General features: G+C 41.5%; 11 protein-coding genes and 2 pseudogenes. 11 read left to right on the top strand and 2 right to left on the bottom strand.

Going from position 1 to position 16108, the window contains the following annotated elements; translation table 11 throughout:
- Positions 1-221: 221 nt before the first annotated feature.
- Complete coding sequence (locus G604_RS0112155) at positions 222-875, bottom strand: hypothetical protein (RefSeq protein ID WP_155941951.1); 654 nt, start codon at positions 873-875, stop codon at positions 222-224.
- A gap of 307 nt (positions 876-1182) precedes the next feature.
- On the opposite strand from G604_RS0112155, the gene G604_RS0112150 reads away from it, so the two are divergent.
- The 10 genes and pseudogenes from G604_RS0112150 to G604_RS14435 all read left to right on the top strand — a co-directional run.
- Complete coding sequence (locus G604_RS0112150; RefSeq protein WP_028910793.1) at positions 1183-2034, top strand: DUF4007 family protein; 852 nt, start codon at positions 1183-1185, stop codon at positions 2032-2034.
- Positions 2027-5257, top strand: a complete 3231-nt coding sequence (locus tag G604_RS0112145) for a hypothetical protein (RefSeq protein WP_196801136.1) — start codon at positions 2027-2029, stop codon at positions 5255-5257. The genes G604_RS0112150 and G604_RS0112145 overlap by 8 nt, the downstream gene beginning before the upstream one ends.
- Positions 5254-6360: a phosphoadenosine phosphosulfate reductase gene (locus tag G604_RS0112140; protein ID WP_028910791.1), complete on the top strand. Its 1107-nt coding sequence runs from the start codon at positions 5254-5256 to the stop codon at positions 6358-6360. Before G604_RS0112145 ends, G604_RS0112140 begins: the two co-directional genes overlap by 4 nt.
- 3 nt (positions 6361-6363) lie before the next feature.
- Positions 6364-8643, top strand: a complete 2280-nt coding sequence (locus G604_RS0112135) for a DEAD/DEAH box helicase family protein (RefSeq protein WP_028910790.1) — start codon at positions 6364-6366, stop codon at positions 8641-8643.
- A gap of 3 nt (positions 8644-8646) precedes the next feature.
- The gene (locus G604_RS0112130) at positions 8647-8874 is read left to right on the top strand and encodes a hypothetical protein (RefSeq protein WP_028910789.1); all 228 of its coding nucleotides are present in this window, start codon (positions 8647-8649) and stop codon (positions 8872-8874) included.
- Positions 8871-11063 (top strand): AAA family ATPase, encoded by a 2193-nt coding sequence (locus G604_RS0112125; RefSeq protein WP_028910788.1) that lies wholly within the window; start codon positions 8871-8873, stop codon positions 11061-11063. Before G604_RS0112130 ends, G604_RS0112125 begins: the two co-directional genes overlap by 4 nt.
- Before the next feature lie 3 nt (positions 11064-11066).
- On the top strand, positions 11067-11651 hold the full coding sequence (locus tag G604_RS0112120; protein ID WP_028910787.1) for a hypothetical protein: 585 nt from the start codon (positions 11067-11069) through the stop codon (positions 11649-11651).
- 360 nt (positions 11652-12011) lie between these two features.
- A complete protein-coding gene (locus G604_RS0112115) occupies positions 12012-13211 on the top strand; it encodes a C1 family peptidase (protein WP_036905716.1) in 1200 nt (399 codons plus the stop codon).
- A gap of 361 nt (positions 13212-13572) precedes the next feature.
- A complete protein-coding gene (locus G604_RS14440; RefSeq protein WP_051220407.1) occupies positions 13573-14253 on the top strand; it encodes a hypothetical protein in 681 nt (226 codons plus the stop codon).
- 116 nt (positions 14254-14369) lie between these two features.
- Positions 14370-14738, top strand: a pseudogene (locus G604_RS14435) (GNAT family N-acetyltransferase); the annotation flags it as partial.
- A 61-nt stretch (positions 14739-14799) separates the two neighbouring features.
- Here G604_RS14435 and G604_RS0112095 read toward each other — a convergent pair.
- Positions 14800-15816, bottom strand: coding sequence for an alpha/beta fold hydrolase (locus G604_RS0112095; protein ID WP_231376159.1), 1017 nt, complete (start codon positions 15814-15816; stop codon positions 14800-14802).
- 54 nt (positions 15817-15870) lie between these two features.
- On the opposite strand from G604_RS0112095, the pseudogene G604_RS0112090 reads away from it, so the two are divergent.
- Positions 15871-16108 (top strand): annotated as a pseudogene (locus tag G604_RS0112090) (DDE transposase); the annotation flags it as partial.

Here is a 16108-nt window from a genome sequence, read left to right as displayed (position 1 = left end):
TACTTTTATCTTGATTTTACTCTTTTGGCGGATGGCGGAACTTGGCGGAAAGTGGCGGAACATGATGAAATATCTATGGTGTTTACAAATCGAGAGCAGCACCACGTTACTGCCACTTCTGCCTTACGTCGTTTTTCGTTTGGCAGTTGGCAGAAGTAGCAGTAAACAAGTATTGATTAGGCCATGACTACCTTTCCTTATTATTCCTTCTGTTTATTCTATTATATCGCCATAAGCATAGTTATGAATGATTTCAAACCTTTCCGCCAGTTCGGCTCGGCTGCTTTACTGATGTGTACAACAGACTGAATGATCTTATTCTTAATGATGTACTCTTTCAATTTGTCAGCATATAGATCGTTTTGAAGCAACAACCATAATTCCTCATCAATGAAACCATAATCTACCTGGCGATTGATCCAAGCCACAGATGGAGCGCTCGTTTTTACCTGTTCACTTCCTTTCCAAGACAGATGCCAGAACTGATCTGTCTGTAGATAGTAGAAAGGATAACATAACGGTGTTAGATTGGTCTGTTGTCCTTGATAGAAATATTGACGGAACAAATGCTCGTAAATTTGATTCAAGCTCTCGTAGTCGAAACGATTTTTCTTAAACGTACCATTCTTGATGCCTATGATAACAGAGAGAATCAGAATAGGTTTGGCAATTATATGAACGCCATTGTATCTGGTCACGCTTCCCTGTCTCATATGTTCAATTCTATCCTCATAGAAGGATAAGGCGGCATCATAGTTGAAGAATTGAATAATTTTTCCCATTGAAGTATATGTTGGTTTCTGCAAAGTTACAGTTTTCTTATGAGAAAAATGATGAACCAAGAATTTTTTAGCTAAATTATTTTTTTTGCTCATAAAAAAATCGTATCTTTGCAAGTGCAAGAGAGGCTAGGCCTCAATTGCATATTTTCGTGGGTAAAATAGATAGTGCTATCTAATTTCTGTAGATTTCGTAACGAATGTTCCCTTCCAAAAAAAACATCGTTAGAATTACAGAGAAATCGAAGGGAAGAAGATGCGCCTAAGTATAGGCGTATCCCTTCCTGAGGCTTTCTCTGTTGGGTTAACTGTGGAAGGGACGACCTGTTACGAAAGTTGAAGGAGGTGGATACGCTTTCTTATTACTTAGGCTGAATAGACATACAATAGAGTCCCTTCCACAATGACAACAAAATATGTTTTTTCTGGCCATGAGTCGTTTCCTTGTAAGCAGTTATGGCTGAAGAAGGGATTCGACTATTTGGTACATGGATATAATTTCAATGCACCTGATGCCGTAGTGAGGTTAGGTGTAGGTAAGAATATGGTTTCATCCATTCGCTTTTGGATGAAAGCCTTTGCTATGACCCAAAACGACAAGTTGACGGATTTGGCATATTATCTTTTAGACGATGAGAGTGGGGTCGATCCGTTTATGGAAGATCTGGGTACATTGTGGCTCCTTCACTTCATGTTAGTCTTCTCTGGTGAAGCTACCATTTACAATTGGCTTTTTCTTCGTATTCAAAAAGAGCGTAAAGAATTTTCCCGTTCTCAAATACTAACAAGTGTCCATCGCTATATGATAGAGGCTGAGCGTAACAAGGCTTTTAATGAGAACACCGTCAAGAAAGATATTGGAGTCCTTCTACAGAACTATGTACGTCCAATTCATGCACGTAGTTTTGAGGAATACACTTCCCTCTTATTGGATCTTGATCTTATTCGGTCCGCTGATGAAGGAAAAAGTTATCAATTCAATCTAGAAGGAAAATTTTCCATACCTCTGGAAATATACGTCTATGCTCTATTGAAGAGGAAAGGCGAGGATCAGAGTCTTCCCTTTTCCTCTTTGCAAGATTTAGGTCTCGTCTTTTGCTTGACAGACCTGGAAAGTGTTGCTATGCTTAGAAGAGCAAATGATGCTTATCCTGAATATTTGCATTATAGTGATGTCGCCGGAGTTCGACAAATTCAATTTACTAAGACGTTATCTCCTAAAACCATTCTAGACAAGTACTATCATCATGACTAAAATTGCTTTATCAGCCAATATAGAAAACGGATTCTCTGAGAGTAGTCAATATATTGTTACACCCAATGCTAAAAGTGTAGCCGCTACTATTGTGAATGGATTCCAGAGTGGAGTTCATTCCTTTACCATTGTAGGTACATACGGAACGGGGAAATCCAGCTTCCTCATCGCGTTGAAAGAAGACTTAACGGATAAAAGAAGCGGAAAATATTTTATTCAAAATCCAAAGGTACTCTCTTCACGAAAGGATTTCCAGGTCTTAGATATTATTGGTGATTATGATGAAATGTCGTCGTTGCTTCTGCGTAAACTCAACGTTGAGGATAAGACAGCAGATGCTATTGACGTTCTGCGAAATTACTATAATCATCAAAAAAGTCTGGGGAAATTCCTTGTTATCCTTGTTGATGAGTTTGGAAAGGTTTTGGAACATGCAGCGAAGAAAAATCCCGAGAAAGAAATGTACTTTCTGCAGAAACTCGCGGAATATGTTAATGTTCCAACAAGGGATATTATACTCATTACAACCTTACACCAGAATTTTAGTGCTTATGCACGGAAATTAAATGAAGCTCAACGTAAAGAATGGAATAAGGTCAAAGGACGTTTCAAGGAAATCGTTTTTGTGGAGCCTGTAGAACAGATACTCTTATTGGCTTCCAAACGCTTTTCATTGTCATCAAAGGATAAGACTATTCCCGCTGGATTCCGAAAAATATATCAATTGGCTATTGATATGAACTTTATCTCACAAGACATGTCCTATGATAGTTTTGTGGAATTATACCCGCTTGATCCATTTTCATCTTTCTGCCTTACTGAAGCTCTCCAACGCTATGGTCAGAATGAACGCTCTTTATTCTCATTTCTGAATGCGAAGGGAAACAACACATTGAGTGGATTTAAGCCATCGGAAAGTAAAACCTATAATCTCCAGCAAGTATATGATTATGTGGTCTATAACTTTTACTCATATCTAAAGGATGCTAACGCGGATTCTATGAGTTGGGGTGCTATGCGTGTAGCGATAGAGCGTGTGGAAGGCCAAAAATGGGAGACCCCACAAGCAATGATGGATGCCATAAAGATCGTCAAGGCTATTGGTGTTCTCAATATGTTTGGTAAAGCAGGATTTTCACTTACCCGTGAGCAATTAAGTATCTATGCCCAAAATGCCATGGAGGTTAAAGAAGCCTACAGCATTATCAACGCCCTCGAGCATTTTAAGATCATTCGCTATGCGGAATTCAAGCATCGTATTGTATTGTTTGAAGGCACGGATATCAACATCGAAAATGAGGTGTTGAAGGCGGGAATGGTAGTGAGCAGACCGGTGGCGTATATCGGTGAATTGAAAGAATTCTTTAACCGATCTGTAGCCCCCGTTAAGGCTTCATATTACCATCGCGGAACGCCACGTTTCTTTGCTTATGATATACTCGATGAAGGAGAGGATCGGGTGCCGACAGGTGATATTGATGGATACATTGAACTCATCTTCCCATCAAAAGAAAATTATAAAGAAGAATTGAAGAAGCTGAGTGCTAATTGCGATCACGCTGTGATTTTTGCCTATTTCAATAATACGAAGGAAATCGTAGATCATCTCTATAATCTCAATAAGTATGAGTATATCCTTCAGCATGTCCTAGCTGATCAGTTTGACCTTGTGGCAATCAAGGAGGTTAAAGATCTCCATGATTTCGAGACTGTTCAGCTGAACAAAGCTATTTACAATAGTCTGTATTCCTACACGGATAATGTAACTTGGATATATAAGGGTGAAGAAAAGAAAGTCAGCTCTCAAAGAGATTTCAACCATCTGTTGTCTAATGTTTGCGACGAAGTATACTGTCTTACACCGATCATGAATAATGAGCTCTTCAACAAAAACAAGCTCAGCAGTTCTATATCAGGTGCGAAGTCAAAGTATTTACAAGCATTAGTCAATAACAGCGAGAAGGTTGATTTCGGCTTTGATTCCAAGAAATTCCCTCCAGAGAAAACCATATATTATTCGCTTCTTAAGAATACGGGATTACATCTTGACGGTAGATTCACAAGTTGTCCGTCTAACGCAGATATTAAGACGCTTTGGGAAGCCAGTGAGGCTTTCTTACAGTCAACGTCAAATAAGCCAAGAAAGATTTCGGAGTTGGTCAAGAAACTATCTTCTCAGCCCTATAAACTGAAGGCAGGTTTCTTAGATTTCTGGATTCCGACTTATTTGTTCATCAAGAGACAAGATTACTCTCTGTATGGTGCTAATGGCGCATACATTCCGGAACTCAACATGGAGTTTTTCGAGCTTCTGCAAAAACATCCGGGAGAATATCTTGTTAAGGCCTTTGATGTATCCGGAGTAAAGATGGAATTCTTTAATCAGTATCGTAAGTTCGTTGATCTAGAAGCCGTTGGCGGAATCAAAAGTGATCAACTCATAGATACGATCCGGCCTTTCTTCTTCTTTTACAATCGAAGACTGAACGACTATGCTAAGCATACGCAGAAATTCGATCATGAGGAGACCAGAAAGTTTCGTGATATTCTCGCTAGGGCGAAGGATCCGGAAAAGACCTTCTTGGAGGATCTCCCAGAGGCATTAGGATATGACAAGAACAAGCAGAATAGTGAAGAGTTTGCAAAACAATACGGATACATTATCAACCGTGCTGTTCGTGAACTTCGTTCTTGCTATTCCAAGCTTATCGATCGGATCGAACAGCAATTGGTGGAGCAATTAGGCTTGTCTTCTTATGATTATGAAGAGTATATTAAGGAAATACGTCAGCGATTATCCTCTGTGAAGACCTTCCTGTTGACTGATCGACTGAAAGAGTTTTATAACCATGCAATGGCAGAGTTTGACAAAAGGACAGAATGGTATCAGTCTATTTGTTATTCCGCATTGGATCAACCTCTGGAACGTCTTAGAGATAACCAAGAAGAGAAACTGATAAATGAACTGATAGAGCTATTCCGTGAATGTGAAAAGTATGCGGAGATATCAAAGGTACAGGTTAATTCTGGAGAACAGGTATTCTCTTTCGATATGGTAACGAGTGGTGGCGATGTGATTAAGCCACAGACTTACAAACTGACAGAGAAGGACAAAAAGGTTTCGGATGAATTAGGAACCAAAATCGAAGAGCTTTTGAAAGGAAAAGATGATGTAGCCGTCGTCACCCTGTTGAGACTCTTGAATAAAAAATGCAACGAATGAAGATAAGACATATACTGGGTATTTCAGGTGGAAAGGACAGTGCTGCATTGTCCATTTACCTGAAACAGAAATACCCTAATTTGAAGATTGAGTATTACAACTCTGACACTGGCTGCGAGTTGGCAGAAACAGAGTTGTTGATTGACCGACTAGGAGCCTATCTCGGTCATATTACTCGTTTGCGCGCAGCAGAAGGGAGTCCTGAACCGACACCGTTTGAGCATTTCCTGAAAGCAGCGGGTGGTTTCCTGCCCTCTCCACAAGCCAGATGGTGTACGAAGAAAATGAAGCTAGACGAATTCGAACGATTCGTTGGTGATGACATGGCCATTTCCTATGTTGGAATACGTGGTGACGAAGATCGTGACGGATATATCTCATCTAAGTCCAATATTCAGTCTATTTTCCCCTTCCGCAGAAACATCTGGAGTCTGGACGTTGTCAACAAGTTCCTACACAATGAGAATATCCATCAGATAACGAATATCTATGATCGTCTTTGTCCTAATGGATTCATGAAGGAAGATCTTATGGAAGTTGTCAAGCGACCGATTACTAAGCAGTTTTACTACTCTAAGAAGTTGAATGCTCTGCTTGATTTCGATGTCAAGATGTTCAATCATGCTGTCTTTGAATTTCTTCATACGACGGATTATCCGGTAGGGAAGTTAAGTGAAGAGGAATTCCCATTGTTGGACAACGACGATGTAATCGTAAAGGATGATGTTTTTCGATTGTTGCGCGAATGCGGCGTAGGTGTTCCAAAATATTATGAGGAAATACCCTTTGAAGTTGATGGAAAGAAGGGAACCTATTGCCGAAGCCGTAGTGGTTGTTATTTCTGTTTCTATCAGCAGAAGATAGAGTGGATATGGCTCTATGAGCAGCATCCGGATCTCTTCAAGAAGGCAATGTCTTTTGAGAAAGATGGGTACACCTGGAATCAAGGAGAGAGTCTTGCAGATCTGATCAAGCCAGAGCGGATAAGACAAATTAAACTTGATGTGATTAAACGTCAGGAAGAAAATAAAAAACAGAATAAAGGTACTACTCTCGCCGATATCTTTGGCGATGAGATTATGTGTGCTAATTGCTTTATATAGATTATGTTAAGAGGTGCTTATTTTTCTGATATTAGACGTTATGTATCTAAGACAAAGTGGGAACCTGTAGGTTTCTTCTCAGAGGGATTATGCAATTCAAACTCCTTTAATCTTAAGTTAGGTTTCTTCTCTTCTTCAGCAATTAACCTTCTGTCTGATGGTTTTGCTGAATTTCTTTACAATGGGGGAAATATGAGGATGATCATCAATGATATACTTTCATCTGAAGATAAGGATGCTATTCGAAGAGGGGGCAACAGTTCTTCTATCATAGATGCATTTGATCTGACAGATATCGAAGGTATCAAGACAGTTCTTGATGAGCGAGGTAAGCATTTTTTTGATTGCCTATCCTGGCTTATCCAGCAAGATCGTATAAGCATTAAGATAATAGCACCAAAAGATGGCTATGGCATCTCTCATTTCAAATGTGGCTTTTTCTCTGATGCTATTAATCAAGTTGCTTTCGAAGGATCCTGTAACTTTTCTCGTACTGCTTTGTTACAAAATAACGAGAGTCTGTCTATATTCTGTGATTGGGACGGAATCATGGATAAGATGAGAGCGTCGGTGATTAAAGAAGACTTTGAAAAAACATTTTCTGGTGCTGACGAATCAGTAAGATATCTTGATTCTAACAATTTAAGGAGTCAAGTGGTATCATCATATCCCGTAAAGGATATTCAACAATTGCTGGATGAGGAGAAAGATATTATTTCTCATCAGCAACAGAGCAGGATGCCAATAACAGTTGCTAAGGCATTGTCACGCGCAAAAGAAAAAGTTGAGCATACCATTGAGATAAAGAAACAAAAAGAGATGAAAATGATGGATGAACTAGATATCCCTCATTTTCCTTACTCAACCGGCCCTCGTCCTTATCAACAAGAGGCTTTTACCAGATGGAAAGCTAACAATCAAAGAGGCCTCTTCGCAATGGCGACAGGTACAGGGAAAACTATAACTTCTCTCAACTGTTTGCTACAGATATATAACAGTAGGCATTATTATAAGGCGTTAATTCTTGTGCCTACAATCACGCTTGTAGACCAATGGAAAGAAGAATGTGAAAAATTTCATTTCCAGCATATTATTATTGCCTCTAGTCAAAAAGATAAAAAATGGCATGAAGAATTGGCCAATATAAGTTTGCTGGAGAGTATGGACCCAGTAGGAGATAAAAACTCTTATATAATAATTTCAACCTATGCATCATTCTCAAGAGAAAATATTTTCAACGAATTGAATGTTTTCCCAAGAAAAAAGCTATTGTTAATAGCTGATGAGGCTCATAATATGGGGGCGCCAAGCATATTAAACAGACTTGATGCCATTCATTATTTGCGCCGTATCGGACTATCAGCCACTCCTACTCGTCAGTACGATGATGAAGGTAATGCGGCATTAAGAAAGTTTTTTGGAGCAGAGGAAGGTTATACATATGAATTCTCTATGAAAGAGGCAATAGAGAAAGGATTCCTTTGTAGATATTATTATTATCCACATCTGGTAAGACTTACGGATTCTGAAATGACAGAGTACTTAGAAATATCAAAGAAACTGGCCCCAATGTTTAATTACAACACAGGAGCATTTTCGAAGAACGATAGCATTCTTACAGCTTTGTTACTCAAGAGAAAGCGTATCATTCATAAGGCGGTTAACAAAATTGATGTTTTTCGTAATATCTTACTGGATCGCTATAAACAAAAGGGTAATCTGAAATATACCCTTGTATATGTCCCTGAGGGAAATGCTGTGGATGGTGAGGATGCTGATAGATTTGATGTGTCTGAAGACAAAGATGAAGTAAATTTTACAAGTCATTTGATAGATAAATATACTCAGATAATAAAAGATGTTAGTCCAACAACAACCGTTAAGCGTTTCACCTCGGATACACAGAATAGAGATATCATTCTGGAGCAATTTGCGCAAGGTAAATTAGAAGTTCTTACTTCTATGAAATGCCTTGATGAAGGTGTAGATGTACCTCGTAGCGAATTGGCTATATTCTGTGCCAGCACAGGAAATCCTAGACAGTTCATACAACGAAGAGGTAGAATCTTGAGGAAACATCCAGATAAGAACTGCGCAGTAATTCATGATCTGGTTATTGCCCCTGAGGTAAGCATAAACTATTCAAATTATAAAATGGAACGCAGCCTTCTCGCAGCAGAGTTAAAACGTGTAAGAAGTTTCGCTCTGCTTAGTGAGAATGCAGATGCGGCCATCTCAGAATTAGAATATATTCTTGATTATTATAAACTTTCAATGTTTTAGCTTATGGCATTTACAAACAATAAAAAAATGATGGAGGCTGTATTGCTTGACAAGGACCTAATGGAGTTCGGTCAATATAATATAGCTAATATTCCTTCTCTGTATGCAGCCCTAGATAGCGACAATATCGTTGTCAATGCTGTTTCTCATATCATCAAGAGAGCAGATGAGGGAGATAGCTCGAACGCTATCTACAAAGAAGTTAATGATTATCTAAAGCACAACATATGATATTCAAAAAGTTAAACATCAAAAACTTTCGTAGCTACTACGGAGAAAACGAGTTTGAGTTTAGAGAGAAAGGACTCACACTCATTGTTGGTGGCAACGGAGATGGTAAGACAACGTTCTTTGAAGCGTTGCAGTGGTTGTTCAATACTACCATCTACTCTCAAGATACTAGTTTAGTCAACTTCTCTGAAATGCGTAAAAGCAAGATGGAGGTTGGTGATACTGCTGAAGTGTCCGTAACTCTGGACTTCTTTCATGATGGTGAGAAACGAATCCAAAAGTCCTTCATTATTTCCAGAGTAAAAGATGATAACAAGGGTAAGCCTGTCTTTAAAGCAGGTGCTCTGTCTTTCCTGGGCTTCAATTCCGATGGGGTAGAAAGAGTCCCGGTAGACGGAGGTGGCGAGGTAATGGTCAAGCGATATTACGATTCCTTTATTCGCCGCTTTAGCCTCTTTAAGGGTGAATCCACGCTTAATGTCTTCAATGATCCAACGGCATTACAAAAACTTGTTGATACTTTCTCCAATGTGAAAGAGTTCGATAAAATGGTGGACATGACTGACGAATTTGAGAAAAAATCTAATCGTCAGTATCTTACTGAATGCGCTTCAGACAAGAAAGTGTCTAAAGAGGCAAAATTCTTGGAGACTCAACTAGATAACGTAACGAATAATATTCAAGATCTGAAAAAGGATATTAAGAACAAGCAGGAGTCTTTGAATTTATATACAGATCGTTTGTCCAAACTGGAGCAGGATGAAGAATCTGCTGATAAGTTTAAGGACATCTCGGACCTCCTTGAAAATAAAGAGAAGGAGGCTCGTAGACTACGTGCATTGTCTGAGCGTACCAATTTCAATACGGCTCTTTTGGATAAACTTTGGATACTTTGTGATTATCCTAAGGTTCTCAATGAGTTTAAGCAAAAGGCCGCTGCATTAAGTAAAGAGAAGCGTCGTCAGTCAAATGAATTCATTGCCCAAAAGAACAAAGAGTTAGGCAAGTTAGAAGCTCAAGAAGAAATTCTGGGTGAATTGGCTAATGGGGCAACACCACTTCCTTGGTATTTACCAAACGAAGAGACCATGGAGGAGATGATAAAAGATGGTATTTGCAAAGTTTGCGGACGCCCTGTAGAGAAAGGTTCTGAAGCCTATGAGTTCATGCTTCACAAACTTAATGATTACAAAGAGCATGTAAAGGCCAAAGCTCTTAAACAGGAGAAAGAGAAAATCATTAAGGATGAGGAGCTATTCAAATCGAATTTCATAGAGGAACTCCACAATCTTAGCATATCACTAGGAGGAAACAGAGAGGAAGAAGTTGCAAATATCACAAATGAAATCAGTGATGAGATAGATTTCGTGGCTAAGCGACGTGAGGATCTAAAGAAGGTGGAACAGGAAATCCAAGATGCTAAAGATGAGAAAGCTCGCTTGCTCATCAAGGTCGGGGCTTCTGAAGAATCTTTCAAGAAGAGTTTTGCAGACATCAAGGGGATATTTACACAGAAAGAGGAAGCTGGCAAGAGACTCGTCGAGCTTTCTGATGAAATGAAGCACCTGCAGGATCAACAGAAAGATCTTGAGGCTCAATTGAATGCTCTTGATCCGTCTAACAGCCAAGTCAAGAGATTCAGAGATGTGCATCATGTCTTCGACTTGATTGCAAAAGCCTTCCGTAAAGCAAAAGATCAAAACCTGCGCGATTTCCTGAATGGGCTAGAGAGTAAGGCTAATGAGTATCTTGAGCGACTCAGTGTTGTCGACTTTCATGGTAGAGTTCACATTTATCAGAAAATCGATGGTCAAATGAGTATTCAGCTATTAAGTAGCAACGGAACAGAGATTGTCAAGAAGTCTGGGTCGCAAGAAACGCTTCTGTATATATCTATCCTTTTTGCTATTCGCGATTTCACGCAGAATAAGCGAGAAGAGGCGTATCCGTTGATCTTTGATGCTGCAACTTCTTCGTTTGGAGATGAGAAGGAAGACGATTTCTATAGTATTTTCAATGGTATAGAAAACCAGTGTATCATTGCAACGAAGGATTTTATAGACCATGGCCACCTCAAGATGGATGATCTCAATAAAATTATTGGTACGGTCTATCAGATCAGTAAGGCAGAAGGTTACGATAAGGAAAATCTTGCCTCTATACGTACTGTTGTGACAAAAATTAAATAAATTATGGAAAGTCTATATGAACTTTGGGGCAAACGTAACCCCAGTTGGGAAAAGAGATACGCCGATTCCATCATCAATGTTTTTACAGATTATGGAAAAGGTACAACTCAATATATCGATGATAGAGGAAAGATCTATGGTGCAGGATACGAGATATTCATAGTTGCTTTCTTCATAGGACTTTATGCTAATCAGACAAAGCCCTTAACTGATGATAAGTCCAAAATAAAAACATTCGGTCATGCGATTATGTACTGGGGTAATCAGGAAAATAGACTGGGGAGAATCTCCTACGGCCAGATAAGAGAATATATTTTTGCTGCTCTAATAGCACGCACTGATATCGATTTCATAGCGTTGGATAAAGGTGAAGTAACACCACGAAGCGTTGTGGACCAGCTAATCGACAAGATGGAGCAATATGCAAACTATGGGTTCGATTATATGCATGAGAAGATGGAGGAACAGCCCGACTATTTCTTTAAGGATGGTGCTTTCCTTCAAACTTTTCTTGAATTCATTAGAACAGATCAGCAAATTGCTGGTGACGATGATAATGGCAACGATGATATTCCTGAAGATTTCTAATCGGAAGTCCAGAATGATCATCGGCCACAAAATATGATTTTAGCCAATCACTTATTGTGGAATACAGATAATGAAATCAAAATGTTGGAGGGGTATTTGACGGTTTCAAATAAACCTTCAACATTCTTGGAGAAAATTGAGCCGTACTCTGGGAATCTCGGAGGATTCTTGCTGTCTTCAGACGATACAGCTGCAATAGTTCTGATCCTATGCGGATGATTTCTCGTCGATAAATCGTCTGCTTACAATTATTTTTCTTATCTTTGCATCATCAAGTAAAAACATGAATAACGGTTTGACAATGCTAAGAAATATGAGATATGGCAAAAGTTATCGATTGCCTTCCTCAAAAAATTAATAATGATGAGACTCTTGAAAGAAACGATATTGTCAGTTGCTTTGTCAACGACTGCGACAATGGCCTTGGCAAAAAGTAAGGTGCCGGTGTTTACAACGATTCAGGCAAACCCGATTACGTCGGTAAAGGACCAGAACCGTAGCGGGACGTGCTGGGACTATGCCACCTGCGGATTCTTGGAGAGTGAGATCCTGCGGAAGACGGGTAGGACGGTGGACCTCGCCGAGATGTATGTGGCATATCAGGATTATCTCGACTGTGCCGACTATCACATCCGCATGCATGGCTTCAGCCGGTTCTCCGAGGGTGGCTCGTGCGATGACGTGGTGAGTGTAATCAAGCGCTTCGGAATCGTTCCCGAGGAGGCGATGACAAGACCGGGAGCGATGGTCGGTGACAGTCTCGCCAACTTCAACGAGTTCTTCCCGGCCCTGGAGTCGTATATCAATAACTATGCGAAGAGTACGCAGTCGACAATCACGACACAATGGCGGCAGGGCATGACGGGGATCCTCGATGCCTATCTCGGCACGTACAAGAAGAAATTCATTTATGAGGGTAAGACGTATACGCCGCAGACCTTTGCCGCAAGTCTCGGACTCAACTGGGACGACTATGTCAGCGTGACCAGTTACACCCATCATCCTTTTAACGAGTGGATGGTGATAGAGGCTCCTTATAAGTGGCGGCCGCGGCCGAGTTTCAATATTCCGCTGAAAGAGATGATGTCAGTCATCGACAACGCCCTTGCTCACGGCTATTGCGTGGCATGGGGTGGGGACGTGAGCGGAGACAACTTCTCACGCAGCGGCATCGGCCTCGCCTTGGATAAGCAGAAGGCATACTCTTTAGCCGGCAGTGATGCGGAGCGGTGGCTCAAACTGCCGAAAGCACAGCAGAAGAGCAAGCTCGACAGTTTGGGCGTGGATGCTCCGGAGGTGACACCGACGCAGGACTTAAGACAGAAGTACTTCGACACTTGGGAGTCGACCTACGACCACGTAATGCTCATCTTCGGTACGGCGAAGGACAAGAACGGCAAGGAATACTATATGGTGAAGAATTCGTGGGGCGACTATGGCAACTATCATGGCATCTGGTACCTCAGCAAGAGTTTTGTAGCCATGTACACCACCTACATCTTCCTGAACAAGCACGCGCTTGACAAGAGTCTGTTGGATAAGATGACGGTGAAGTTCTGAACATAAGAGATAACGCATATGGTATTGCGTGGCCACAACATGGTGGCCACCTACCAATCGGATTGGCTCCCGTTCTTTCTCCACGCATCGAACCCCATTTACATTGCGATAGCGCTACCAAATCTGAAAAAAAACAAGAGATTTGGTAGTGCTATCAATATTTTTTATTATCTTTGCGGTATAAATCACTTAAGCCATGCAGAAGAGAATTATAGGATGTGAACGATAGAAATCTGACGAAAAATCAGAATTTGCGCATCTTAAAAATATAATCTACCTTTGCACTTGAAAAAAAAAGATCAAATCAATTATCGAGCAGCTTTTAAGAAATTTACAACGTTTTAACTAAATAAATACTGTTATGAGAAAGAAAATTCTATTCCTGGCCATCATGATGCTGATGATGGTCTGTATGCAAGTTTCAGCACAGTCGAACGATCTCGACAACGTGACCGTACAAGTAACACTTAATAACGGCTCAAAAATTAACGGAAAATTAATTGACGCCACCTTCGCCAATTTCCTTGAACCTTCTTATGGCTATTACTTGAATACCCTGCAGAGCGTCAAGGTCAGCACCCAGAGAGGGAAAAAGGAAGTAACGTATGATGCTAATGATGTCAAATCACTGAAACTTACTTCGAATGGAGAGTCGACGGAATACTTGTCTCTCTATAACATCAAGAATTTCACTTGGCCTAAGAACCTCATACCTGGAAATACGAAACATTTCTGGCCTGTCGTATACAAAGGGAAGAATATTATTGGTTTTGGATTGCTGGCTAATCAGACCAGCGTCGTTGGTATCAGTAGTTATGTGCATAGACATTCCATGGCATTTGCCTATTGTAAGAAAGGCGACGCTGTAGCGGTTGTCTACTATGTACCCATGAAAGGAGCCTCGGGAGAAAAAGCTATTATGCGTAGGTGTTTCGCCCGCTTTCCCAATATGCATGATTATCTCAAGAGCAAGGATTTCTCTTGGAAGGAGTTTAAGAAGAATCCGCTTTCTGTCTTGACCACTTTGGAGGAGAAACTCTGACCTGAATAATTCATAGGTAAGAGCCTTCCTGAAGGACGAAGGTTAGACTTTATTCTGACAATGAGTAGGTGGCCGTCCTGTTGCGGCCACGCACCGAAAATAACAACAATGAATGGCAGATGACCGTGGATCATCACACGTATCTGATCGCCTGCCTGGACGGCAAGCCGGTAGGCTATGTGTCCGTTCAGCCTCTTTCCGAAAAGGAGGATGGACTGGATGTCATCGAACTGCAGAAAATCTATGTGCTGCCCAACCTCCATGGGCAGCACCTCGGACAGTTCCTTTTTGATGAAGCCGTGAAGTTCATCAAGACAATCCATCCGGCTCCATGCATGATGGAGCTGCACGTCAACCGCCATAACCAGGCCTTAGGGTTCTATGAGCATCAAGGCATGCGGAAGCTGCGGCAGGGTGATTATCCTATCGGCCAGGGGTTCTATATGAACGACTATATCATGGGATTGGAGCTGAAGGAAAAATAAGATTTTATTAGCCTGCATAATTCACAGATAGGAACAAAAGATCAAATAAAATCATCAACAGCTACCAAGCCAGGATTTTCCCTAAGAAATCAGCCACAATCTCGGCGGCACGCTGCTGGTTCTGTGAGAAGCCATGGTCGAAATGCTCCAACAGCACATACTGACTCTTCGGCCATATACTGTGATAGCGCTCGCTGTATGTATAGGGTACGATATGATCAGCATTGCCGTGAACGAGTAGGGCAGGGCCTTGGTATTTGGCGGCCGTGTCATAAATGGGCAACGAGAACGCTGTCCGGATATAGTCATGACCCAGATAGAAGCCATTGAAGAGCTTTACTTTCTCGGGCGGGTCAAGGGGATCGTAGCTCGCTCCCATGGTATTTCCACGGATAGCGTCATCACGAAGAACGGCAGCGGGAGCCAGCAGGGCAACTGCCGATACAGAGTCGGTACCTAACTCTCCTGCCGTCATGCTGGCCACCACGCCACCTTGCGAGTGTCCTACGAGGGCGATGCGGCGCACCCAAGGCAAGCCACGGACAAAGCGGTAGATTGCCTTGGCGTCTTCTATCTCGTTGGGTACGGTCATCTCCTCAAATTTTCCCTCACTCTTTCCGTGACCGTTGAAGTCGAAACGTACGGATGCGATGCCCTTCTTGATGAGCTCACGGGAGATGTCTTCAAGCAGAGTCTCGTTTTTGTTACCTGTAAATCCATGCATGATGATGGCCACGTCCAACTTCTGACCTTCTTCCACGCCCGGTTTCAGAATGAGCGTCGACAGCAAGCCTTTACTGCCCATAATGGTCGTGTCAGAGACCGTACTGCCATATTTTTTGTCATCGGGGAAGATCTCCATGAGTTTCTTCTCCAGTTTCCAGGTCAACACCGTGCTTAGACATACCTTTCCGTCAGCGCCGATGATGACATACGACGGAATCCAGTGCAGGCCATAGGCTGTGGTGACGGCCGCCTCTCTCATGCGCTTCAGTTCCGACACCTGTGTATAACCGATATGGTATTTGTCGGCCCAAGGGGGATTGTCCGTGGCAGGCGGATGCCGCTGCCTAACCAAAGAACTTGATATGATAGCGTGCTAAAACTATTTTTTTTGCTTACCTTTGCGGTCATGGAACAAGAAAAGATAGACTTCTACAAAGGTTTAGCGATATATATCCTCCCCGAGGGCGTGACTAACTACTTTGACGTGGTGGACTTCAACGAGCAGCCAGCCAAAGATCACGGGAAGCTTTACAAGACCGAGCTTCACATATATCTTGATGAGAAGGACAATCGTCCAGAGGGCTTTGATGGCGTCAAGTCAAACGGCTTCGGTGAAGAGAGGATGATATACGACTTCCCTGTTC

Origin of the sequence: Prevotella sp. AGR2160 (assembly GCF_000424185.1) — a bacterium.
In the GTDB taxonomy this organism is placed as follows: Bacteria; Bacteroidota; Bacteroidia; order Bacteroidales; family Bacteroidaceae; genus Prevotella.
Note: the sequence above shows the minus strand (reverse complement) of the source record. Positions and strands in the feature narration are given on the sequence as shown.